The organism is Streptomyces shaanxiensis, assembly GCF_039537145.1.
Lineage (GTDB): Bacteria > Actinomycetota > Actinomycetes > Streptomycetales > Streptomycetaceae > Streptomyces > Streptomyces shaanxiensis.
In genome coordinates this window covers 160420-183450 of the sequence record NZ_BAAAZY010000003.1, presented here as the reverse complement: position 1 = coordinate 183450, position 23031 = coordinate 160420, and the positions used below count along the sequence as shown (strand labels likewise).

Annotated in this window: 20 protein-coding genes and 3 pseudogenes; 12 read left to right on the top strand and 11 right to left on the bottom strand. The window is 70.0% G+C overall.

From position 1 onward, the window contains the following. Nucleotides 1-22: 22 nt before the first annotated feature. From ABD932_RS03025 to ABD932_RS03010, 4 genes and pseudogenes are all read right to left on the bottom strand, one after another. Nucleotides 23-592, bottom strand: a complete 570-nt coding sequence (locus tag ABD932_RS03025; RefSeq protein WP_345008494.1) for a TetR/AcrR family transcriptional regulator — start codon at nucleotides 590-592, stop codon at nucleotides 23-25. 98 nt (nucleotides 593-690) lie between these two features. Continuing rightward, complete coding sequence (locus ABD932_RS03020; RefSeq protein WP_345008493.1) at nucleotides 691-1989, bottom strand: DUF3533 domain-containing protein; 1299 nt, start codon at nucleotides 1987-1989, stop codon at nucleotides 691-693. Continuing rightward, nucleotides 1986-2591, bottom strand: coding sequence for a 4Fe-4S binding protein (locus ABD932_RS03015; protein ID WP_345008748.1), 606 nt, complete (start codon nucleotides 2589-2591; stop codon nucleotides 1986-1988). The genes ABD932_RS03020 and ABD932_RS03015 overlap by 4 nt, the downstream gene beginning before the upstream one ends. A gap of 726 nt (nucleotides 2592-3317) precedes the next feature. Continuing rightward, nucleotides 3318-3773 (bottom strand): annotated as a pseudogene (locus ABD932_RS03010) (TetR/AcrR family transcriptional regulator); the annotation flags it as partial. A 50-nt stretch (nucleotides 3774-3823) separates the two neighbouring features. Here ABD932_RS03010 and ABD932_RS03005 point away from each other — a divergent pair. From ABD932_RS03005 to ABD932_RS02985, 5 genes and pseudogenes are all read left to right on the top strand, one after another. Then, nucleotides 3824-4423, top strand: a pseudogene (locus ABD932_RS03005) (HAD-IC family P-type ATPase); the annotation flags it as partial. Nucleotides 4424-4467: 44 nt separating this feature from the next. After that, nucleotides 4468-5196 (top strand): annotated as a pseudogene (locus tag ABD932_RS03000) (HAD-IC family P-type ATPase); the annotation flags it as partial. Nucleotides 5197-5680: 484 nt separating this feature from the next. Further along, a complete protein-coding gene (locus ABD932_RS02995; RefSeq protein ID WP_345008492.1) occupies nucleotides 5681-6139 on the top strand; it encodes a DUF6153 family protein in 459 nt (152 codons plus the stop codon). A gap of 94 nt (nucleotides 6140-6233) precedes the next feature. Continuing rightward, nucleotides 6234-6878, top strand: coding sequence for a DUF305 domain-containing protein (locus tag ABD932_RS02990; RefSeq protein ID WP_345008491.1), 645 nt, complete (start codon nucleotides 6234-6236; stop codon nucleotides 6876-6878). 142 nt (nucleotides 6879-7020) lie between these two features. Further along, nucleotides 7021-7881, top strand: a complete 861-nt coding sequence (locus ABD932_RS02985) for a F510_1955 family glycosylhydrolase (protein ID WP_345008490.1) — start codon at nucleotides 7021-7023, stop codon at nucleotides 7879-7881. Nucleotides 7882-7920: 39 nt separating this feature from the next. On the opposite strand, the gene ABD932_RS02980 is transcribed toward ABD932_RS02985, so the two are convergent. Continuing rightward, nucleotides 7921-8559 (bottom strand): DUF2218 domain-containing protein, encoded by a 639-nt coding sequence (locus ABD932_RS02980; RefSeq protein ID WP_345008489.1) that lies wholly within the window; start codon nucleotides 8557-8559, stop codon nucleotides 7921-7923. Nucleotides 8560-8660: 101 nt separating this feature from the next. After that, complete coding sequence (locus ABD932_RS02975) at nucleotides 8661-9005, bottom strand: class I SAM-dependent methyltransferase (protein WP_345008488.1); 345 nt, start codon at nucleotides 9003-9005, stop codon at nucleotides 8661-8663. A gap of 223 nt (nucleotides 9006-9228) precedes the next feature. On the opposite strand from ABD932_RS02975, the gene ABD932_RS02970 reads away from it, so the two are divergent. Beyond that, a complete protein-coding gene (locus ABD932_RS02970; RefSeq protein ID WP_345008487.1) occupies nucleotides 9229-9906 on the top strand; it encodes a TetR/AcrR family transcriptional regulator in 678 nt (225 codons plus the stop codon). 37 nt (nucleotides 9907-9943) lie between these two features. Here ABD932_RS02970 and ABD932_RS02965 read toward each other — a convergent pair whose 3' ends face one another. Both ABD932_RS02965 and ABD932_RS02960 read right to left on the bottom strand, forming a co-directional pair. After that, the gene (locus ABD932_RS02965) at nucleotides 9944-10783 is read right to left on the bottom strand and encodes a hypothetical protein (protein WP_345008486.1); all 840 of its coding nucleotides are present in this window, start codon (nucleotides 10781-10783) and stop codon (nucleotides 9944-9946) included. A 151-nt stretch (nucleotides 10784-10934) separates the two neighbouring features. Further along, nucleotides 10935-11366: a hypothetical protein gene (locus ABD932_RS02960; protein WP_345008485.1), complete on the bottom strand. Its 432-nt coding sequence runs from the start codon at nucleotides 11364-11366 to the stop codon at nucleotides 10935-10937. 248 nt (nucleotides 11367-11614) lie between these two features. Here ABD932_RS02960 and ABD932_RS02955 point away from each other — a divergent pair, with 248 nt between their 5' ends. Continuing rightward, nucleotides 11615-12037, top strand: coding sequence for a hypothetical protein (locus tag ABD932_RS02955; protein ID WP_345008484.1), 423 nt, complete (start codon nucleotides 11615-11617; stop codon nucleotides 12035-12037). A 71-nt stretch (nucleotides 12038-12108) separates the two neighbouring features. After that, nucleotides 12109-13704 (top strand): multicopper oxidase family protein, encoded by a 1596-nt coding sequence (locus ABD932_RS02950; RefSeq protein WP_345008483.1) that lies wholly within the window; start codon nucleotides 12109-12111, stop codon nucleotides 13702-13704. A 25-nt stretch (nucleotides 13705-13729) separates the two neighbouring features. Here the strand turns inward: ABD932_RS02950 and ABD932_RS02945 are convergent, their stop codons facing one another. After that, nucleotides 13730-14380 carry a TetR/AcrR family transcriptional regulator gene (locus ABD932_RS02945; protein ID WP_345008482.1) on the bottom strand — a complete coding sequence of 217 codons (651 nt, stop codon included), beginning with the start codon at nucleotides 14378-14380 and terminating at the stop codon, nucleotides 13730-13732. Nucleotides 14381-14947: 567 nt separating this feature from the next. Here ABD932_RS02945 and ABD932_RS02940 point away from each other — a divergent pair. Further along, nucleotides 14948-16399 carry an MFS transporter gene (locus ABD932_RS02940; protein WP_345008481.1) on the top strand — a complete coding sequence of 484 codons (1452 nt, stop codon included), beginning with the start codon at nucleotides 14948-14950 and terminating at the stop codon, nucleotides 16397-16399. Nucleotides 16400-16544: 145 nt separating this feature from the next. Continuing rightward, a complete protein-coding gene (locus tag ABD932_RS02935; protein WP_345008480.1) occupies nucleotides 16545-17069 on the top strand; it encodes a DUF4396 domain-containing protein in 525 nt (174 codons plus the stop codon). A 605-nt stretch (nucleotides 17070-17674) separates the two neighbouring features. Here ABD932_RS02935 and ABD932_RS02930 read toward each other — a convergent pair. Continuing rightward, complete coding sequence (locus ABD932_RS02930) at nucleotides 17675-19015, bottom strand: class I SAM-dependent RNA methyltransferase (protein ID WP_345008479.1); 1341 nt, start codon at nucleotides 19013-19015, stop codon at nucleotides 17675-17677. Between the two features lie 111 nt (nucleotides 19016-19126). Further along, nucleotides 19127-21175: an APC family permease gene (locus ABD932_RS02925; protein ID WP_345008478.1), complete on the bottom strand. Its 2049-nt coding sequence runs from the start codon at nucleotides 21173-21175 to the stop codon at nucleotides 19127-19129. 483 nt (nucleotides 21176-21658) lie between these two features. Between ABD932_RS02925 and ABD932_RS02920 the strand changes: the two genes are divergently transcribed. Both ABD932_RS02920 and ABD932_RS02915 read left to right on the top strand, forming a co-directional pair. Further along, entirely contained in the window at nucleotides 21659-22330 is a 672-nt protein-coding gene (locus tag ABD932_RS02920; RefSeq protein WP_126395612.1) for a potassium channel family protein, read from the top strand. Next, the gene (locus ABD932_RS02915) at nucleotides 22330-23001 is read left to right on the top strand and encodes a potassium channel family protein (protein WP_345008477.1); all 672 of its coding nucleotides are present in this window, start codon (nucleotides 22330-22332) and stop codon (nucleotides 22999-23001) included. Before ABD932_RS02920 ends, ABD932_RS02915 begins: the two co-directional genes overlap by 1 nt. Nucleotides 23002-23031 lie beyond the last annotated feature (30 nt).

Below are 23031 nucleotides of genomic sequence, written 5' to 3'. Positions count from 1 at the left end.
ATTGTTCTGGACGGGCGACGCGTCAGCGCACGCCTGCCGCGTCGAGCAGAGTGGTCACCGTGGGTGCGATGAGCCCGGTCAGGCTGTCGGCCTGGATTCCCGCGCGGGCACTGGCGCCGTCGAAGACCAGGCTGAGCTGCCGGGCCAGCAGATCGGGATCGCTCGCCCCGCCCCGTTCGGCCTCGGCGCGGAAGAAGGCGGTCAGGTTCGCCTTGACCTGACGGGCGACCCGGCTCGCGGGGTGACTCTGGTCCTTGAGTTCGATCTGCACGGCCAGGTACGGGCAGCCGTGGAACTCGGGCGCGCTTGCCTGTGACTCCACCTGCTCGAAGACGTGCAGGATCCGCTCGCGGGGTGAACGGTCATCCTCCGCCGCCGGCAGGAGCGTGGCCACGTAGGCGGACGTACGCTGCTCCAGGCTCGCCGCCAGCAGTTCGTCCTTGCTCTCGAACAGTTGGTACATGGAGCGCTTCGACACCCCCGCCGCCTTGCACAGCGCTTCGACGCCGATACCGACGCCGTCCCGGTAGGTGAGCGTGGCCGCCGCCTCCAGCAACCGCTCCCTGGAACTCAGCTTCACTTCGGTGGTCATACCGAGAGGTTAACCCGAAGCGGACGAAACTAAAACCGATCGGTTTTCAGGGGTTCCGGGCAGCGACGAGTAATGGCCCCGTCCTGGGTGACCTGCCGCTACGCCGGGACTGCGGTCTTGCCGGGCGTCGTCTCCGCCGCGATGCGGTGCAGCCCCTTGCGGTCGTACCACCCCAGTACGCCGAAGCCGAACAGGCCGGCTGCCGCGAGTCCGGCCGCCATCATCACCCAGCCCCGCGTCAGACCCGCGTCGCCCTGGGCGTCGTAGTAGAGGATCGACCTGATGCCGCCCGTGATCTGCCGCAGCGGCTCGAACTCCGCGAGGAAGCGGTAGAAGCCGGGCAGTGCCTCGATGGGGGTGGTGGCGCCGGCCGTGGGTACCGCCATCCCGATGAAGACCAGCGTGACCACCAGCATGCCTGGCGTGCCGAAGACCGCGAGGAGGGTGAGCGCGCCGACCCCGGTGACGGCGATGGCGCACACCGAGTACAGCCACAGCAGGGGCAGGTGGGCGGCGTCCATGCCCATGATGCCGACCGCGCCGGCCATGACCAGGGTGCCCATCAGCAGGGACAGACCGGTCATGAGGGTGCCGCTGATGGCGAGGGTCTGCACCCGGGTCGCCCGGATCAGCGGGCGGTGCAGGCGCAGCGGCCCCATGTCGTTGTGGGTGTAGCCGAGGGCGTGGTCGACCTGGCCGCTGATGACGTTGGCGGAGAGCATGCCGACGACCACGAGCGTGAGTGCGTAGTAGAACGCCGTCAGGCCCAGGCCGCTGTGTGAGCCGAGGGGATGGCCGTCCTCGACCGTGACGGCGGCCGGGTCGGCGAGCAGGACGCGTGCCGCTGCGGGCAGCTTCGCCTGCGCGGTCCCGATCCGGGCGGTCAGCTCCTTGCCCAGCTGGAGCGAGGCGTTCTCGGCTGCCCGGGTCGTCGCCGTCCGGGCCAGGCCGGAGCCGATGCTGCCGGCGGACTGGTTGGTCAGCACCGTCAGTGCCGGGCGGGCCGGGGTTGCGGTGGGTTCGGTGGCGGTCAGTGCGGTGGCGGAGGCGGTGAAGTCGGCGGGGACGACGAGCGCGCCGAACAGCTTGCCCTTGCCGAGTTCCTCCTTCATCTCCTTCTCGTCCATCACCTTCCAGTCGATCCTGTCCCCGCTCGCGGTCGACTTCTTGATCGACTCTGTGATCCGGGCCCCGAGGTCGACCTGCTTGCCGCCGACGGCGGCTCCCTTGTCGGCGTCGACCAGCCCGACGGGCAGCTTGGTCAGGTGGTCGGCAGGATCGATGTTCGCGCCGACGTAGAACACGGCGAACAACAGCGCGAGTACGCCCGTGATGACGCCGTTGGCCATCCACAGCGGCTTGGCACGCAGGACACGGAAGGGGGGAATGCCAGTCATGACGTACGTGTCTCTCGGTCAGGGGACGTGGAGCGTTTCGCCGGGGACTGCCAGCCGCCGGTGACTTCCTTGACGGGCTTGTGGGGGAAGCGGCGCCGGGCGTACTCCTGTGCGTGGGAGCCCGGTAGGACGTACAGGGTTTCCTTCTTGTCCTGGAGCGGTCGCAGCACGGTGTCCATGAACGTCTTGCGGTCGTCCAGGTACGGGCCCAGGACGTCCTCGCCGGCGGGGCAGACGGCCAGGCAGTAGCCGGACTTGTAGCCGGGAGGTGAGCTCAGGCTCTGCCACATGGAGGCGCTCTCGGAGTCGGTGACGCGGGAGCGGTAGTCGGCGGCGTCCTCGCTGTCGGCCACCGTCTGCGCCCAGTCGGTGAACCCGCTCATGAACTCGCGGTAGTTGTGCGACGTGCAGGCCAGCGCGTCGAAGGCGCCGTCCTTGGCGATGGCGCCGACCGGGCAGGCGGCGACGCACAACTTGCAGTCGATGCAGGGGTTGTAGTCCAGCGCCTGCCCGTACGCGCTGACCTCCGCGTCCACCAGGACGGTGACCAGCAGAACGAAGCTGCCGAACTTCGGGTGGATGACGTTGCGGTGCAGGCCCATCACGCCGAGCCCGGCGGCCACCGCGACCGTCTTGTGCGCCACGACCCAGATCCGCTCGCTGGGGAAGCGGTCCATTTCCTGGGGGAAGCCGACGGAGGGATTGAGGGCGCGGTAGCCGGCGTCCTGGAGTGCCTGGGTGACCGTGCGGGCGGCGTGGTTGGCCTGTTCGTCGGTCTGGTGGAACTCCTGGTTGGCCACGCTGCGGGCGGGGGAGCGGCAGTTGTCACGGTTCATCCGAACCGCCATCGCGATCAGGGTGCGGGTGCCGGGCAGCGCGGACTGTACGTACTCACGCTCGTCAACCAGGTCCGGGTGGTCCAGACCGACCGCGGCCGCGTCGTCCGCACCGGCCGCCAGACACAACTCGCGCAGCCAGTCCGCGTCGATCACTGCCGGCGGGTTCACCGCGTCATCTGCTCTGCGCCGGGCGAGTACGGCCTGTACCGAGGGGTGGGCGGCCAGCTTCGCCGGAAGCCTGGGGGCCGGGGTCGCCCGTTGCCCCTCGGCGTCGCGCGCGGCAGTCATCCGTACTCCTGGGGATTCGGGCTCGAGGCTCGCCTTCACGGCGAGAAACCGAACAGTTTCACCACCGTAAACCGATCGGTTTCTCGACGCAAGCCCAAGCGGCGAGGCTCCCTTCGGCCTGTCGATCACGTTCCTCGCGGATGTTGGCGTCGATCGCCAGGCGATCAGAGCCCCACCCCGCGAGTTCGTCCGGGCCGGCTGCACGGTGGGAGCGATGAGCCCCGTCGGCGTGTCGGCCTTGATTCCCGCACGGGCGCTGGCGCCGTCGAAGACCAGGATCAGCTGCCGGGCCAGCAGATTCGGGCCGCTCGCCCCGCCCTGTTCGGCCTCGGCGCGGAAGAAGGCCGTCAAGTTCTCCTTGACCCGGTGGGCCACCCGGCTCGCAGGGTGGCTCTGGTCTTTGAGCTCGATCTGCACGGCCAGGTACCGGCACCCCTGGAAGTCGGGCGCACCCGCCTGTGACGCCAACTGGTCGAAGACGTGCATGATCCGCTCGCCGGATGAACGGTTGTCGTCAGCCTCAGGCAGGAGAGTCGCGACGCAGGCGGAGGCGCGTTCCTCCAGGCTCACCGCCCACAGTTCGCCTTTGCTCTCGAACAGCTGGTACATGGAGCGCTTCGACACTCCCGCCGCCTTACACAGCGCGTCGAGGTTGATGGCGTGGTCACGGTTATCGGCGCCCATCTCGATGGCGTGTCGTATCCGACGCCGTACGCGCCGGAGCCGAAACCGTCATTCAGCAGCTGCGCGACCTCGGCGTCTCCCGCCTGGTGCTCCTCACCGGCGACGCCCCCGAGACCGCACAGGTCGTCGCCGACGCACTCGGCATCACCGAGGTCCACGCGCACGCCCTGCCGGAAGCCAAACTCCAGCTGATCCGGGACCTGCAGGCCGAGGGCCACACCGTGGGCAAGGTCGGCGACGGCACCAACGACGCCCCCGCCCTCGCCCTGGCCGACGTCGGCATCACCATGGGCGAACACTCCTCGCACGTGGCGCTGGAGACCGCCGACATCGCGCTGGCCGGCAACGACCTGCGCCAGGTCGCCGCCGTCGTCGAACTCAGCCGCCACACCCTGCGCGTCGTACGCCAGAACTACGGCCTCGCCATCGGAGTCAACCTGCTCGGCCTGGTGGCGGGCGCCGGCGGATCCATGAACCCCGTCCTGGCCGCCCTCCTCCACAACACCAGCAGCATCGCCGTCGTCGGCAACTCGGCCCGCCTGGTCAACCACACCCCGCACCTGCCACGGGTGGGTGACGAGGTGGTCAGGCGCGCGCCATTGGAGGAACGCCGAGTGCACTGACGCCTGTACTTCTGCGAGTTGGAGGACATCTGATCCAGGTAGAGAACGTCGCCGGCCTCGGTGTCCAGGGGGTCGTCGACGGGCACGCCGTCCTCGTCGGCTGCGAGAAGCTCCTCGCAGAGTGGGTCATCGGACTGCCTCACGAGCTGGCCGAGGCAAAGGCCGCCGCGAAGGCCGAGGGACGTACAGCAATCGCCGTCGCCTGGGACGGCGAGGCAGACGGCGTCCTCACCGTCGCCGATGCCGACGCCATCAAGGACACCAGCGCGGAGGCCGTGGCCGAACTGCGCCGGCTGAGCCTGAAGCCCGTCCTGCTCACCGGCGACAACCAGCTCGTCGCCGAGTCGGTCGCCAAGGCCGTCGGCATCGACGAGGTCATCGCCGAAGTCCTGCCGCAGGACAAGGTCGACGTGGTCAAGCGACTCCAGAGCGAGGGCCGTACGGTCGCCATGGTCGGCGACGGCGTCAACGACGCGGCCGCCCTCGCCACCGCCGACCTGGGCCTGGCCATGGGCACCGGCACCGACGCGGCGATCGAAGCGGGCGACCTCACCCTCGTCCGCGGCGACCTGCGAGGCGCGGCGGACGCCATCCGCCTCTCCCGCAAGACCCTGGCGACCATCAAGGGCAACCTCTTTTGGGCCTTCGGCTACAACATCGCAGCCCTGCCGCTCGCCGCCGCCGGCATGCTCAACCCGATGATCGCCGGTGCCGCCATGGCCTTCTCGTCGGTCTTCGTCGTCACCAATAGCCTGCGTCTTCGATCCTTCAAGCAGGCCCGCCCCAAGCACTGGGGCCACCGGCCGGGGCAGGCAGGTCGGGGTCTGACTGATGGGCTGTCGAACTGTCGTAAGGCGATGTCATGGCCGGCAGTCCGCCAGATCCGTAAAGACTCTGGCTGGCCGTCGACACATGCCGACAGAGCGGACAGATCAGAGGCTCCCGCAGATAAGAGGGGGATTCTGACCGTGAACACACCCAGGAAAGGCGCTCTGCGGCGGACAGCGGGGCACCCGGTGTCGAGGACGACGGCCGCCGCGCTGCTCCAGGCACTGGCCGCCCATCTCGGACAGCAGAGGGGGCGCGGGCTCATCGTGCCGGGGCCGCGTGCACGCGCGAGCGCTCCACGGGCCCACCACGCGCAGCCGTGATCCGACCAACGCCGGGTCGGCCTGCGTATCCCTCTGCGGCAGGTACGGCACCCCTTGGGTACTGTCGGAAAACGGATCCACCACAACCGAATGGGACGGGACCGGAGTGAAGACGAGTCGGTACGTACGCGCAGGAGGCGCCCTCGGGCACCTGCTGCTCGTCGTCGTACTCGCCCTCGGCGTCTTCACGATGCACACCCTGGGCCACCCCGACACCGCGCACGACTCCGCCATGAGCACCGCGTCGCACGCCACGACGACGGACGCGGCCGCCTCGGCCCACACTCCCGTGAGCGCACCCGCGGACACCGAAGCGGGCATGGGCAGTCACACGACGGATCGGGCGGATCCGTCCACCCACGCGCCCACCATGGCCATGGACATGTTCTCCCTGTGCCTGGCGGTGCTGTTCGGTGCGTGGCTGCTCGCCGCCCTCCTCCGCTCGGCGTTCGCCCGACACGAGGAATGGCTCGCGGAGCTTCTCTCGCAGATCGCCGCCGTAGCGCGGCCCAATCCCCCGCCACGCAGACCCGATCTCACCCGTTTGTCAGTCCTGCGGCTGTAGGCCGAACCGTTCTCGCGGACGCGCACGACGCGCGATCCCGCGACTTCGCGTACGCCAAAACAGCCCCCAGAACCGACACACGAGGTGATTCACCATGACTTCCTTCACGCGTGCCCTGCGCCGTAAGCCTGCCCGCCGCGTAGTCGCCGTGGGCGCGGTCGCCGCCGGCGCTCTGTTCCTCGCCGCCTGCGGTGGCGACGGCGACGACATGAGCGGCATGGACCACGGCAGCGGTAATAGCTCGGCGTCGGCGACCGCCGAGGCCGGGTCCACGAGCTTCAACGACGCGGACGTCACGTTCGCGCAGATGATGATCCCGCACCATGAGCAGGCCCTGGAGATGGCCCAGCTGGCCGACGGCCGCGCCTCCGACGCGGAGGTCAAGGACATCGCCGGGAAGATCGAGAAGGCCCAGGACCCCGAGATCAAGACGATGAAGGGCTGGCTGGAGTCCTGGAAGAAGCCGACCGCGGTGGAGGCCATGCCCGGCATGGACCACGGCAGCGGCGACGGCATGATGTCGGACGCGGACATGGAGCACCTCAAGGGCATGAAGGGCGCCGAGTTCGACAAGATGTTCGCGGAGATGATGATCGACCACCACGACGGTGCGATCGCCATGGCCAAGGACGAGCAGAAGAACGGCGAGAACGCCGACGCCGTGCAGATGGCCGGCGACATCGTCGAGGGCCAGTCCGCCGAGGTCAAGCAGCTGAACAGCATCCTCGACCGGCTCTGAGCCCCATCGACGCGGCCCACGTCCAGCCCGCGTCACACATCAGTTGTCCGGGCTCCGCCGCCCCCGTGCCGCGGAGGCCGGACAACCGCCGCCTCCCATCCGCACCCCCCGGGTGCGCCCGCACGCCTTCCTCCGAGGACCCATGAACCAGCGCCTTGCCGCCGCGGCAGCCACCGCGGCCGTTCTCACCCTTTCCCTGACCGCCTGCTCCGGCAGCGACGACGACACGGCCCTATCCGGATCCGGCGTCACCATGAGCCACATCCACGGACTCGGCCTGGACCCGTCCGACCAACACCTGTACGTCGCGACGCACGAGGGCGTCTACACCCCCGACGCCGACGGCCGACCGACGCTGGTGGGCGACAGCAGGGACGACTTCATGGGCTTCACCGTGGCCGGGGCCAAGACGTTCTTCGCGAGCGGACACCCCGCCGCAGGGGACAACGGCCCCAGCAACAAGGGGCTGATCAAGAGCACGGACGCCGGCAAGAACTGGAAGGCACTGTCCGGCGTATCCGACTTCCACGCCCTGGACTATGTGCACGACACCGTCTACGGATACGACGCCACCAACGGCCTGCTGCGCACCAGCAAGGACGGCAGCACCTGGCATGACGGCGCGACGCTCGATGCACTCGACATCACGGTCAGCCCCCAGGATCCCGGCCTCGTCCTCGCCACCACGGGCGAGGGAGTGGCCCGTAGCACCGATGGTGGCAAGACATTCACCGCAGGTAAGCAGCCCGTGATGGCCTTCCTCTCCTGGCCGGCCAAGGATGCCTTGTACGGAATCGACACCACCGGCGAACTGCACCTCAGCACCGACGGCGGAGGCACATGGAAGGCACTGGCCGCCGTGCCGGGGGGCCAACCCCAGGCACTCACCGCCGTCGACCCCAAGCGCATCCTGGCCGCAACGCAGAACGGCGTGTACGAGTCGAAGGACGGCGGCCGAACCTTCACCAAGCGCCTCGACGTCGAGGCGAGCTGCGGGCACTGAGCCGGCACCCGTCCAGGGGCCCCAGGCGATCGGGCATGGTCAGCGGCCCTTCGAGGCTCGGCCTCGACGGAGGGCGAACCCGCCCAGCAGCGCAACCTTCACCAGGACGACCGCCAGGAGGCCGCCGGCGGCCCACCCCGTCCACCGCCAGTTGGAGACTAGGACACTGCCGAGCCCCAGGTGCACAGCAAGGACGATCACGACGGCGGCCACGAGACCCGCCACCTTGAGGTGCCCACGGCGTCGCACCGCGCCCCCTGCCTGCACCTGGGGCACACCGGCGGCGGCTTCGCCAGTACCCGCGGGTGAACTGGTGGGTTGCCAGTTCACCCGGAGTCCGTCGCGCCGGCCGAACCTCTCTGCGTGCCCGCTGACAAGGTCCTGCAGTCGGCTCAGGTCGTCCTCTGCGGCTGCCTCGACACGCAGCACCAGAACTCCCGGCGTGGCCCGCAGGATGATCTGCCCCCAGGGGAGGGTGACCTGCCCTTCGGTGTCGGACCACTCGACCTGCGCCTGCTCGGCCACGGCCCGCATCTCACGGAGCGCCTGCCCATCACCACCTTGATGACCATGGAGTCTCTGGCCGAGGTGGCGGCCCTTGTTGGAGAAGTGCTTGCAGAGCTGGACGAGGTACCGGCTGGGCCGTTCGGTCTCGACACGGGCTTCGGCGGCTGGCATGGCGTTCCTGTTCTGTCGGCCTGCCGGGCCGACGTCTTTAGTGCGCGGGTTCAGTTCGTGGGGACGGCGGCACACCGGAGCCCGCCGCGCAGGGCAGGTGGTCAGGTACGAGTGAGGGCCACGAGCCACGCCCGGATGCCGTCCGGGTCGGTGGTGATCTCGATCGTGGACGGCTCGATGGAGTCCAACCTCCATCCATCGGCGAACGCGGCTTCGATCTCCGCCCGCGTCAGCTTGTGCACCGGCCCCCACTCGCCCTGCTGCCGGTCACTGAAGCCGAGCATGAAGTAGCGGCCACCCTGCGACACGACGGAACGCAGAGCATCGACGTAGGCGGCGCGGTCGTGGCCGTCGAAGATGTGGAAGAGCCCGCAGTCCAGCACCGTGTCGAACGACTCGCCCAGTTCGCCGAGCCGCCGGGCATCCTGCCGCAGGGACCACACCATGCCGCCTGGGGCCGGTCGATGTCCCAGGGCGGCCTGGTGACGTACAGGTCTTGCGGCCCGTGAAGGGCAGCGTTGTGGCGGGGAGGGAGGGTCGAGCCGGCCATGTCGCGCTCTCCCGTCTGTCCTGATCGTCCGGGTCCCCGGACGACTTCCAGCTTTATCGAGACACAGTGTCTCTGTCAATCCAGAGTGTCACAGCAGTGCCGGATCGTATGCTGGCACCGTGCCCAAGCTCTGGAACGAGACGATCGACGCGCACCGCGCCGCCGTGCGGGATGCGGTCCTGGAAGCCACCGCGGCGCTGGTCGCCGAATATGGGCTGACGTCGGTGACGATGTCGCGGATCGCCAAGGACTGCGGGATCGGCCGCGCGACGCTGTACAAGTACTTCCCGGACGTCGACTCGATCCTTCTGGCCTGGCACGAGCGGCAGATCGGCCACCATCTCGACCACCTGGCCGAGGTTCGGGACCGGACGGAAGGCGCCAAGGAGCGTCTGGAGGCGGTGCTGCGGGCGTTCGCCCTCATCTCGCAAGCCTCACGAAAGCACCACGACGGCGACCTCGCGGCGTTCCTGCACCGCGACCGCCAGGTCACCCAGGCGCAGCAAAGGCTCCACGCCATGGTCGAGGAACTGCTCGCCGAGGCCGTACAAGCCGGCGCCGTCCGCGATGACACCGCACCCGGCGAACTCGCGAGCTTCTGCCTGCACGCCCTCACCGCAGCCGGCGACCTGCCCGCCGGGCCGGCCGTGCACCGGCTCGTCACCGTCACCCTCACCGGGCTGCAACCCAGCGCCGTCGGCGCACCGGAAGACCCCCGACACACGGACGCCACCGCACATCCGGCGCACCCCCATGGGCCCCACTCCGCCCATGGTCCGGACCCGAACCGTTCGTAGGCGACGCCGTGACCGGGAGCCCTGCACGGGCCGGGCGTCAGTGGCTGTGTCCGTCGTCGCCGTGCCCAGCCTCCTCGGTCTCGGCGGGTGATGTGGTCCTTGCGGGCTCCTTGGGGACGGATGTCCCACTGCCGGTGTCGTGACCGTGGCCGGGATTCTCCGCGTCCGGCGTCTCCGTCTCCTCGGTGGTCTCCTCGCCATGGCTGTGCCCGCCACCGCCCGACTCGGCGGCCATCTGGTCGGCGATGCCGCGCAGGCCGACGAAGGCGAGGGCCGCGGTGATCAGGACCAGCACCCCCACCGGACCGACGATGCTGCGCCGGCGGGCGGGTTCGTGCCGCAGCACGTAGGCGACGAACGACAGGACCAGCCCGAAGGGAATGAGCATCGCGGCGCGTTCGGGAAAGTCCTCGAAGTGCTGCAGTCCACCGCTGAGCATGCCGACGCCGAACGACAGGGCGAGCGACGCGGCCACAATGCCCAGCACCCTGGTGGCCCCCGGACGCCGCTTCGTGAGGACGAACTCGTTGAGGACGGTGGCGAAAAGGAAGACCGCCGCACCGGCGACGGCGATGAGGGTGTAGCGGGCGGGATCCAGCGGATGATGCACGACGGCGCCGCTGATAAGCCCGGGGCCGACGAACGTGGCGGCGTAGCCGATGTAGTTGCCGAGCAGAGGTGTGCGCTTCGAGGCACGGCGGCGGCCCCGTCGCCGCGCCGCGCGACCCCCAGGGGAGGGACTCGGCTCTGTTCGGGGTCCGGCGGAGTCCCGCGCGGGGACGGTCTGCTGAGGAGCGGCGCCGTACGGCTCATCCGCGTGCGGTGCCCGTCTCGGCGCGGGTACGGCGGCGCGATGGGCCAGGTGATGCTGGGACAAGGAGAACGCCTTTCAGCGCGGGCCGGCCCGCGAGTGCGTGGCTCGGCCCGCCGGAGCGTGGACAGTGAAGGGGAAAGGGCGTGCCGGGCGCAGAAGGCGCGGCCCGCCGATGCGCGACGCGCTGGCGTGAGCGCGTCAGATCACCTTCGGCCTAGATCCGCAGAACCGACAGCTGTGCCAGTTCCAGGCCACCACCGGGCTCCCGAACCACACCGGCGGTGAACACGCCGAGGCCCATCGCACCGCTCGACACCGCCGTGCAGGGCGGCGGGGCCAGCCCCGCCCCCACAGGGATCAGCGCGAAGCAGTCGGCCGCGGTCGTCCCCTCGGCATGCGCACGGTGCTGCAGCTCCTGCTGCTCCACGTCCACGCTCACCTGGGCAACCGAGGGAGCGTGCGCAGCACCCGTTTGCTCCGCACCGACGGCATCCGCCTCGTGAGAGTGCGCGACCGCGGCGGGGGCCGACACACCGCCATGTGCTCCGGCGTGACTCAGGGTGTGCAGCACACCGACGCCGAGCAGCAGCAGAGTCAGCAGCACGAGACGCACGGCGACGCCGCTCGCCCTCATACCGCTACCCACAGACCCGCTCCTACCGCCTCGCCCGACGCCCATGCAGGCGCTGCTGGTTCTCCTTGGACGCCACAGCCTACCCACGGCGCCCCACGAGGCAATGCCGGCCCGGCCAACGCTCCGGCCCGCACTTCGAGCAGGGTGTCCTGTACTGGCGACCGACACCCCAGAAACCCCATGGGGGTATATTGAGCGCCCAAGCGAGCCCTCAGGAGACGCGGGCTCGGAGAGGACAAGTCCTGGCAGAGGCGGTGACGATGGCGACGGTTCACCTCAGCGACGTCCGCTGGACCCGCGGCGCCGTCGTCGCCCTGCTCGCAGTGCTGGTTGTCCTGGTGCACCACGAAACGGCAGCGATCACGCCCCCGGCGCGACACACCGCGCAGTCCACACACTCCGGGCACGCCCTGCCTGGCATGACGTCCTCGTCAGCCACCGCCCCACAGGATTCCTCCGCCAACCCCACGGGCACGCACGGCGCCGACAGCAGCGCCTGCGCCGAGCCCGGCATGCAGCACTGCATCACCGCGAGCGTCGATACGGTCCAGCTCGCCCCGCCGCCACAGGGCCATGCCGAACCGGCAGCGGATCCGCACCAGGCCATGCCCGGGCGGTCGCCCGCCGGGACGATCAGCCGCGCACCACCCGACTTGTCAGTCCTCTCCCGACTGCGCATTTAGGCCGCGTCCACGGCACCCGTGTGCCGTCTCCTCCGCAGCCCACAGGCAGTTCGACCCAGAGGACTCACATCGTGAACAGCATCGACCGCCGCTCCCTCCTGCTCGCCGGACTCGGCGCCGCCGGTGCGGGCGCGCTCGCCGCCTGCACCACCTCCACCGCCACGCCGGCTCTGGTCGGCCCGTCCAGTTCCGCGGTCGCCGCCGCGGAGAAGAGGCGGGCCGGCACCGGCAGGCAGCACAAGGTCACGCTCACCGCGGCTCCCGCCACCACTGACCTGGGCGGCGGAGTCAAGGCCAAGACCTGGGCCTTCGACGGGCGCACGCCCGGCAAGGAGATCCGGCTGTCAGCCGGAGACACCCTCGCCGCCGAGCTCGCCAACCAGCTCCCGGGCAAGACCGCCACATCGATCCACTGGCATGGCATCGCCCTGCGCAACGACATGGACGGCGTGCCCCCGGCCACCCAGACCGCCGTGCGCGCCGGGAGCACCTTCACCTACCGGTTCATCGCCGACGCCCCCGGCACGTACTTCTTCCACCCCCACGTCGGGGTCCAGCTCGACCGCGGCCTGTATGCCCCGCTGATCGTCGAGGACCCGCGCGAGCCGCTCACCTACGACGACGAGTGGGTGATCGTCCTCGATGACTGGGTCGACGGCGTCACCGGCACCCCCGACGAGGTCTTCGCCGAACTCAAGCAGGGCATGGCCGGCATGGACATGGGCGGCGACTCCGGCTCCGGCATGGGGGGCCACGACATGCACGGCATGGGAGACATGAACGGCGACGCGTCGCCGTCCGCCTCCGGCTCGCCGGACGGGATGTCGTCGACGTTCATGCTCATGGGCGCCGACAGCGACCTGCTCGGCGGCGACGCCGGCGACGTGAAATACCCGTACCACCTGGTCAACGGACGCGTTCCCGCCGACCCGGACGTCTACCGAGGCAAGCCCGGCACCAAGGTGCGCCTGCGGATCATCAACGCGGGCGGCGACACCGCCTACCGCGTCGCGCTCGGCGGCCACCGGCTGACCATCACCCACACCGACGGCTTCCCGGTCCAGCACCAGCAGACGGACGCAGTCCTCGTCGGGATGGGCGAGCGCTACGACGTGCTGGTCACCCTCCAGGACGGCGTCTTCCCACTGGTCGCGCTCGCAGAGGGCAAGAACGCGATCGGCCGGGCCCTCGTGCGCACCGGCTCGGGCAGCGCACCCGCGGCCATCGCACGGCCGAAGGAACTCGACGGCGCGGTCATGACCGCCTCACGGCTCCGCGCCGCCGACGACGTGCGGCTGAAGTCCGCCAAGACCGACGTCACGCACCAGGTCAGGCTCACCGGCGGCATGACGCACTACGACTGGGCCATCAACGGCAAACCGTTCGACATGGCCAGCCCGGACGCCGACCCCATCCTGATCGAGGAGGGCCAGCGGGTCCGGCTGGACTTCGTCAACGACACCACCATGTGGCACCCGATGCACCTGCACGGCCACACCTACCAGCTCGGCGGCTCCGGCCCGCGCAAGGACACCGCGATCGTGCTGCCCAAGAAGAAGCTGTCCGTGTTCTTCGACGCCGACAACCCCGGCCAGTGGATGCTCCACTGCCACAACGCCTACCACGGCGAGGCCGGGATGATGACGCTCGTGGCCTACAGCGCCTGAGGGATCTCCACGCCCGGTGCGGGACTCAGCTGTCCCGCACCGGGCCGTAGTGCCCGAGGAACATGTCCACCCCGCTGACGATGAGGCGATCGGTGAGGCCGTCCTCGATGCGGGTGCCGTAGGTGCTGAAGACCATGTGGGGGAAGACCAGCAGGGCGTAGAGCTGGATGATCGCGGCCTCCAGATCGGGGATGACCAGCCGCCCCTGGTCCGCGAGCGTGCGCAGGGCCCCGGCGACGGCCGGGTGATGGCCCTCCGGACCGTGTCCCTGCCAGCCCCGCCCGAGCTCGGGGAAGCGGTGCTGTTCGGCAGCGATCAGGTTGCGCAGGGCGATGACGTCCTTGTTTGTCCTGATGGCGTGCACCCAGGTGCGGGCGGCGTCGATGAGGGCCGTACGGAGATCCTCGGCCTCGGCCAGCCCTTCCAGCGCGGCCGATGAGGCGTGAGCGAGGGGCTCGTCCAGCGCGCTGGTGATGACCGCGCTGAACAGCGCTTCCTTGCTGCCGAAGTGGTTGTAGACGGTCACCTTGGACACGCCCGCCTCGGCGGCGATGGCGTCCATACCGACGCCGAAGCCGTCCCGCAGGAAGAGCTCGCGCGCCGCCCGGACGATGGCCTGCCGCTTGAGTTCGGCACGCGGGCCGCTGGGGGGCTGCCTGACGCTTTCCACGCTCATGGGCCGATCTTAGCAATTGACTGAACTGAACGGTTGAGTTCACATGTACTGGGCCGTACAGTTCAGTTGCGGGCGGAGGCAGACCGTGTCCGCTCCATGACGGGAGGAGATCCCGTGTCATCGAATGCTCAACCGCTCGCCACACCGCCAGACTCCGGGGCTCCGCCGGGCACTGGAAGTCGTTGGCTCACCTGGCCGTGCTCGGCATGAGCCTGCTTTCCGTCCACGAGTGACGCGATCGTCGGCTCCCTGCCGGACACGGAGCTCGGCGTCGGCTCGGCCACCAACACCGCCGCGATCCAGTTGGGCGCGGCCACCGGTGTCGCGGTCAGCGGCAGCCTGCTCTGCGACCGCTATCGCGACGACCTCGCCGCGGATCCGCAACCCGGTGCCATGCCGCCCGGCCTGCTCGGCTCCGCCCACGAGTCCGTCGGTACGGCGCTCGCGGCCGCCCGGCACCTGCCCGGCGATGGCCACCGGGGTCGGCGTCACCGCGCTTGGCATCGCCATCGCGCTCGCCTTCGCCCCCTCCCGCACCACTTCCGCATCTCGCGACAAGGACACGTCATGACTCACCCCCCAACCGGCACCCACCACGCACCGGACCACCACCACGCGCAGGACCACCACCACCCGCCGGCCGATCCGCGACGCTGGGCTGCCCTGGCGGTCATCTGCGTCGCGCAGTTCATGCTGATCCTCGACGTCACCGTGGTGAACGTCGCGCTGCCCGACATGGCCGCCGACCTCCACCTCAACCGGGCGACGCTGACCTGGGCGGTCACCGCGTACACCCTGTGCTTCGGCGGCCTCATGCTGCTCGGCGGCCGCCTCGCCGACGCCCTCGGCGCCCGCCGCACGCTCCTCGCCGGGCTCGCGATCTTCACTGCGGCCTCCCTGGTCACCGGGCTCGCCGGAGACACGGCGCTGCTGCTGGGCGGGCGAATCGCCCAAGGCATCGGAGCCGCCCTGCTCTCCCCCGCGGCGCTGTCGATCGTCACCACCACTTTCCACGGTTCCGAGCGCAACAAGGCTCTGGGCGTGTGGGCCGCGATCGGCGGATCAGGCGCGGCGGCAGGGGTCCTGATCGGCGGGGCGCTGACCGACGGACCCGGCTGGCAGTGGGTCTTCTACATCAACGTACCCATCGGCCTGGCCGTTCTCGCGGCGCTGCCAACGCTCGTCCCCGCCCGCGCCCCGCAGCCGACAAGGCTCGACATCCCCGGCGCACTCCTGGTCACCGGGGGCACCGGCTCGCTCATCTACGGCCTGGTGAAGGCGGGTGACGCCGGCTGGTGCGACACGGCCACGCTCCTGCCGCTGGCCGCCGCGGTGGCACTGTACGCGGGCTTCGCCGCGGTCGAACGAGCCAGCCGGGCCCCGCTGATGGACCTGCGGATGTTCACCCGGCGCCCGGTCCTCGCGGGCGCGTGCCTGATGCTGATCGCCACCGCGCTGCTGATCGCGTACTTCTTCCTCGGCTCGGTCTACCTCCAGCACGTCCTGGGCTTCAGCCCGCTGAAGACCGGCCTGCTCTTCCTTCCCATGGCCGTCGCCACGGGCCTCGGCGCACATCTCGCCTCCCGGCTCGTCGGCCGGATCGGCAGCCGCACTGTCGCCGTGACCGGGATGGTGATCGCCGCCGCCGGCTCCGCACCGCTGACCCGACTGTCCGCCGACAGCAGCGCGTACACCGGTCTACTGCCCGGCTTCATCATGGCCTCCCTCGGCCTCGGCACGGTCTTCGTCACCGCCACCACCACCGCGCTCGGCATGATCGACCACCACGAGGCCGGCCTCGCCTCCGGAGTCGTCAACACCTTCCACGAGGTGGGCGGCTCGATCGGCGTGGCAGTCGTCTCCACGGTCGCAGCCTCGGGCATCGAGTACGGCTCCGTCGGCGGCTTCACCGACGCCTTCACCGTCTGCGCCGTCGCGGCCGCCGCGAGTGCCGCGGTGGCCTTGGGCCTCGTACCTCGCGGCAAGCCGCAGATGACCGGTGGCCCGCACGTGCACTGATGCTCGCCGGCCAAGGGAGCAGCCGAAGCTCGACGAACGGACTCCCGCTTCCCCCACCTACCTATATACCCCCTAGGGGTATAGGATTCACAGCAGTGGGGCTCGGGAACCCGGGCTGCTCCGGATGAAATTGAGGGAAGAGGTCATGGACCACACCGCTCACCACACCGGCACCGCGCACGACCATGCCACCCACGAGGGCCACCACGGTCACGCCCAGCACGGCGGACAAACGGGGGCGTCCTGGGGAACGGCCGCGAAGGCGACGCTGCACTGCCTGACCGGCTGCGCCATCGGCGAGATCCTCGGCATGGTCATCGGCACCGCCCTGCTCTGGGGCAACGTGCCCACCATGGTCCTGGCGATCACGCTCGCCTTCCTCTTCGGCTACTCCTTCACACTGTTCGCGGTGATCCGGGCCGGCCTGAACCTCAAGACCGCCGTCAAGGTCGCGCTAGCCGCCGACACCGTCTCCATCGCCGTGATGGAGCTGGTGGACAACGCGATCATCGCCCTCACCCCCGGTGCGATGGACGCCCACCTTTCCGACGGGCTGTTCTGGTACGCCCTGCTCGGCGGCTTCGGGGTCGCCTTCCTGATCACCACCCCGGTCAACAAGTGGATGATCGGCCGTGGCAAGGGACACGCGGTCGTCCACGCCTACCACTGACCATCAGCCGGACCGGCACCAACGCGTCTGGGGCACCCCGAGACCATGGGGCGCCCCAGGCGCGTCAGGAGCACTCATGGCAGGCCAGGGTGCAGACTGACGCCGCCGTCGTGCAGAGATCGCACAGGAAGTGGCCCTCCGCGGAGAAGCCGCCGAACGCAAGCGACTGGCAGACGTGGAAGCGGCCAGACAGCGGAGACTGCGCTGGGAAGCCCGCGATGCAGCAGGCCCGCATCGACTACACCGAGGCATACCACGTGAAGCACCTCGAAGCCCAGGCGGAAGCATGGCGCCACGCGACCAGACTGAGCGAATACGTCGCCGCCGCCCGAGCCCAGCTAGAAGCCCTGCCGACCGGACAGGAGAAGACCAGAGCCGAGGCATGGCTCGAGTTCGCCGACGCACATCTCAAGCGCCTGAACCCTCTGAACAGGACTCCCCAGCTACCCGCCGTCCCAGAACCCCGCCCTGACGCCCTGCGGCCCAAGGCGCCTGACGGCACGTCAGAACGTGCGTCAAACATGCGCCGCGTGCGTCAAACATGCGTCAAGACATCGCCCGCAACGCCCACGGCGCACATAACGCACACCGCCCGAACCTGCAGGTCAGGCGCCCTTTCCGGCAGGCTCAAGGATCGCCACGCACTCAACATGGTGCGTCATCGGAAACAGATCGAACGCCCGAAGCATCCGCACCCGATACCCCCCCTCCCGGAAGTACCCCAAATCCCGCGCCAACGCCGCCGGATCGCAGGCGACATACGCGATCCGCCGCGCCCCGAGCGACGCCAGATGCGCCACCGTCCCCCGTCCCGCCCCCGCCCGCGGCGGATCCAGCACGATCAGATCCACCTCGGTGATCCCGGTGCGCGGCAGTACGGCGTCCACCTTGCCCTGCTCGATCCGCACCCGGTCGAAGTCGGCGAGGTTGTGCCGGGCGTCCTCCACGGCACGCTTGCCGGACTCGATGCCGAGGACCGCGCCCTTGTCGCCGAGGCGGTCGGCCAGGGCGCCCGCGAAGAGGCCCACGCCGCAGTAGAGGTCGAGGGCCATCTCGCCCTTGCGGGGCAGCAGGCCCTGCATGACCGCCGTCACCAGGGTGTCCGCGGCCTTCGGGTGGACCTGCCAGAAGCCGCCGCTGCCGACGCGGTACGTGCGGCCGTCCGCGCGCTCGCGGACGAACGGGCGGCCGTGCACCCGATGTGTCCCGCCGTCCTTCTCGCCGACCCTCATCACCGACACCGGGCGGTCCAGCTCCACGATCGGCAGCCGCGCGCCCGGCCGAGGCGTCAGGATCACCTGGCGATCCTGCGAACCGGTCGCCGCGATCGCCTCCACCGACGCCATACCCGTCCAGTCCCGCTTCTCGATGCCCAGCTCGCTGACACCCTCCGCGGCGATCATGCAGTGGTCGACCGGCTCCACCTCGTGCGAGCGGTGCCGGCGCAGTCCGGCGTGGCCGTCGGCGTCGACGGCGTACTGCACCCGCGTCCGCCACTGCGGCACCTGCCCGGCCGGCAACTTGTCGCCCTCGGCCGGCATCACCGTGCCGTCCCAGCCGACGTCCTCCGGCGTCAGCCCCGCGAGCCGCTGCAGCTGCTCGGCGATGACCTCGCCCTTCATCCGGCGCTGCGCCCCCGGCTTGGCGTGCTGCCAGTCACAGCCGCCGCAGCGGCCGGGGCCGGCGAAGGGGCAGGGCGCCTCGATGCGGTCCTTGGAGGCGGACAGGATCTCGACCGCGTCGGCGCGCAGGAAGCGGTCGCCCTCCTCGCCCTCGGTCACCCGGGCCACGACCCGCTCGCCGGGCAGCGTGTGCCGGACGAACAGCACCTGGCCGGCGTCGGTGCGGGCGATGCAGTGCCCGCCGTGGGCGACGGGGCCGATCTCGACCTCGTACTCCTCCCCCACCAGGGACCCCGCCTGCGATTTCTTCGGTTCTGCCTGCATGGCGGGGTGACTCCAGATCGAGAGGGGATGCGGCCCTCTCCCCAAGGGCTGTGGAGGGCCTGACAACAGCCCACCAGTCTACGTGCTCCCCGCCGACGCCCCGCCCCGCCGTCAGCGCCGGCCGTCCGGCTCCTTCGCCCTCTCCTGGGCCGGCCCGCGCCGCACCGAACCCGGCGCGTTCCACTCCTGCCGCTTGCCGGCCCGGGCCTTCGCCACCTCCGAGGACTGGAGCTGGTACGGCACCGAGGTCACCATGATGCCCGGCGTGAAGAGGAGCCGGCCCTTCAGGCGCAGGGCGCTCTGGTTGTGCAGCAGGTGCTCGTACCAGTGGCCGACCACGTACTCGGGGATGATCACCGACACGGCGTCGCGCGGTGACTCCTTGCGCAGCCCCTTCACGTACTCGATGATCGGCCGCGTGATCTCCCGGTAGGGCGAGTCGAGGACCTTCAGCGGTACGTCGATCCCGCGCCGCTCCCACTCCTCGCGCAGCGCCTTGGTCTCCGCCGGGTCGACGTTGACGCTGAGCGCCTCCAGGGTGTCCGAGCGCAGCAGCTTGGCGTAGGCCAGGGCGCGCAGCGCGGGGCGGTGGATCTTGGAGACCAGGACGACCGAGTGCACGCGGGACGGCCGTACGCTGTCGTCGCTCGGGCCCTCGGGGGCGGCGAGTTCGTCGGAGACGTGGTCGTAGTGGCGGCGGATGGCCGTCATCGTCACGTAGAAGATCACCATGCCGAGCAGGGCGACCCAGGCGCCGTGCGTGAACTTGGTGACGAGGACGACGACCAGGACGAGTCCGGTGAAGAAGGCGCCGAAGGTGTTGATCGCGCGGGAGCGGATCATGTGGCGGCGCTTGGCCTGGTCCGTCTCCGTCGCCAGGAGGCGGTTCCAGTGGCGGACCATGCCGATCTGGCTGAGCGTGAAGGACACGAACACACCGACGATGTACAGCTGGATCAGCCGGGTGGAGTCGGCGCCGTAGATCCACACCAGCAGGATGGCCGCGCCCGCCAGGAGCACGATGCCGTTGGAGAAGGCGAGCCGGTCACCGCGGGTGTGCAGCTGGCGCGGCAGGTAGCGGTCCTGGGCGAGGATCGAGCCGAGCACCGGGAAGCCGTTGTAGGCGGTGTTGGCCGCCAGGAACAGCACCAACGCGGTGGCCGCCGCGAGCACGATGAAGAAGAAGCTGCCCTTGCCGAAGACGGCCTCGGCGACCTGGGTGATCACCGGGTTCTGGACGTAGTCGGCGCCGACCGCGACACCGTCCTTCAGCAGGTCGACGGCCGGGTTCTCGGCCATGCGGACCTTGGTCACCATGGCGAGCCCGATGATGCCGCAGAACATGGTGACGGCCAGCAGGCCCATCATCGCGAGCGTGGTCGCGGCGTTCTTCGACTTGGGCTTGCGGAAGGCCGGGACGCCGTTGGAGATCGCCTCGACACCGGTGAGCGCGGCACAGCCGGAGGAGAAGGCGCGCAGGAGGAGGAAGACGAGCGCGAAGCCCGCGAGGCCCTCGTGCTCCGGCTTTATCTCGTACGACGCCGTGGGCGCCCGCATGGTGTCGTCCAGGACCAGGCCGCGGAACGCGCCCCACGCGATCATGATGAAGACGCCCGCGACGAACACGTACGTCGGGATCGCGAAGAGGCTGCCGGACTCCTTGACGCCGCGCAGGTTCATCAGGGTCAGCAGCACGATCACGCCGACCGCGCACTCGACCTTGTGCTCGACGACGAACGGGACCGCCGAGCCGAGGTTCTCGATGCCGGAGGAGATGGAGACGGCGACGGTCAGGACGTAGTCGACGAGCAGGGCGCTCGCGACCGTCAGGCCCGCCTTGGGGCCGAGGTTGGTGGTGGCCACCTCGTAGTCGCCGCCCCCGCTGGGGTAGGCGTGCACGTTCTGCCGGTAGGAGGCGACCACCGTGAACATCAGCACGACGACCGCGACCGCGATCCAGGGGCTGAAGTGGTAAGCCGACACGCCCGCGATGGAGAGGACCAGCAGTACTTCTCCGGGCGCGTATGCCACGGAGGACAGCGGGTCGGAGGCGAAAACGGGCAGGGCGATGCGCTTCGGCAGGAGCGTTTCCGCGAGCCGGTCACTGCGCAGCGCGCGCCCGATCAGAATCCGTTTGGGCACGTCGGTCAGTTTGGACACAACAGAGAATCGTAGGCCCCCAGCCTGGGTCGGAGCACATCCGGGTGAAATCGCGCGCGGCGTGGGGGTGAATTCCGTGCCGCGCACGCGCCGGGCGCCGGTCCGGGCGGCCCGCGCGTGCCTCCATGACCTGCGTCGATACGCTCATCACATCCGGGAGACCTCATGTCGCAGACGACCGCTCAGCTCGTCGGAGCCCTCGTCTCGCTCGCCGGACTCGGCGCCCTGGTGCTGGCCAGCCTGCGCAGCTTCAACCGCCGTTGAGGGCTCGTACGGGACGCGGCGAGCCGAACGTTACGGTGGACTGAGGCACAGGCGAGCCCACGATCCGAACCGCGAGGGATCATCCACGGCATTCCCCGGCATGATGTTGCCCAGCGGTCCGCGACCGGCCCGCGCCTGTTGCCCGGCGAACCGAGAGAAGGATATGAGCACCACGTTCACGCAAGTCAGACGCCTCACGAGGAGTGCGGGGTAAACGCCGTGCACATCGTCATCATGGGTTGCGGAAGGGTGGGCTCCGCTCTGGCGCAGACCCTGGAGCAACAAGGGCACACGGTCGCCGTGATCGACCAGGACCCCACCGCCTTCCGCCGTCTGGGCCCCGGGTTCGGAGGCCGCCGGGTCACCGGCGTCGGCTTCGACCAGGACACCCTGCGCGAGGCGGGCATCGAGGAGGCCGGTGCCTTCGCCGCGGTCTCCAGCGGTGACAACTCGAACATCATCTCCGCGCGCGTGGCCCGCGAGATGTTCGGCGTCGAGAACGTCGCGGCCCGTATCTACGACCCCCGCCGCGCCGAGGTCTACCAGCGCCTGGGCATCCCCACCGTGGCCACGGTCCGCTGGACGGCCGACCAGATGCTGCGCCGTCTGCTGCCCTCGGGCGCCGAGCCGCTGTGGCGGGATCCCACCGGCGGCGTCCAGCTCGCCGAGGTGCACGCGTCCACGGAGTGGGTGGGCCACAAGATCAGCAAGCTGCAGGAGGAGACGGGCGTGCGCGTCGCGTTCCTCACCCGGCTCGGCGAGGCGATCCTGCCCACGTCGCAGACGGTGCTGCAGGAGGGCGACCTGGTGCACGTGATGATGCGCACCGACGAGGTCGACAAGGTCGAGGCGTCCTTCGCCAAGGGTCCCGAAGAGGAGGGCGGTCACTGATGAGGGTCGCCATTGCCGGTGCCGGCGCGGTGGGTCGCTCCATCGCGGGCGAACTGCTGGAGAACGGCCACGAGGTCCTGCTCGTCGACAAGGCGCCGACCGCCATCTCGGTCGAACGCGTCCCGCAGGCGGAGTGGCTGCTGGCCGACGCCTGCGAGATCACGTCGCTGGACGAGGCGGCCCTGCAGCGCTGCAACGTGGTGATCGCCGCGACGGGCGACGACAAGGTCAACCTGGTCGTCTCGCTGCTGGCGAAGACGGAGTACGGCGTCCCGCGCGTCGTGGCCCGCGTGAACAACCCCAAGAACGAGTGGCTGTTCAACGAGTCCTGGGGCGTGGACGTGGCGGTCTCCACCCCGCGCCTGATGTCGGCCCTGGTCGAGGAGGCGGTGAGCGTCGGCGACCTGGTCCGCCTGCTGCGCTTCAGCCACGGCGACGCCAACCTCGTCGAGCTGACCCTGCCGGAGGAGTCGGCCCTGGCCGGCACCCAGGTCGGCGACGTGGAGTGGCCGGAGGACACGTCCCTGGTGACGATCATCCGCGGCACCCGCGTCCTCACCCCGTCCCGCGAGGACTCCCTGGAAGCGGGCGACGAACTCCTCTTCGTCGCCGCCCAGGCCCGCGAGGAGCAGCTGGAGGACCTGCTGTCGGTGCGACGCGAGGACAGCTGAGCCCTTCGAGGCCTACGACGACGGAGGGCG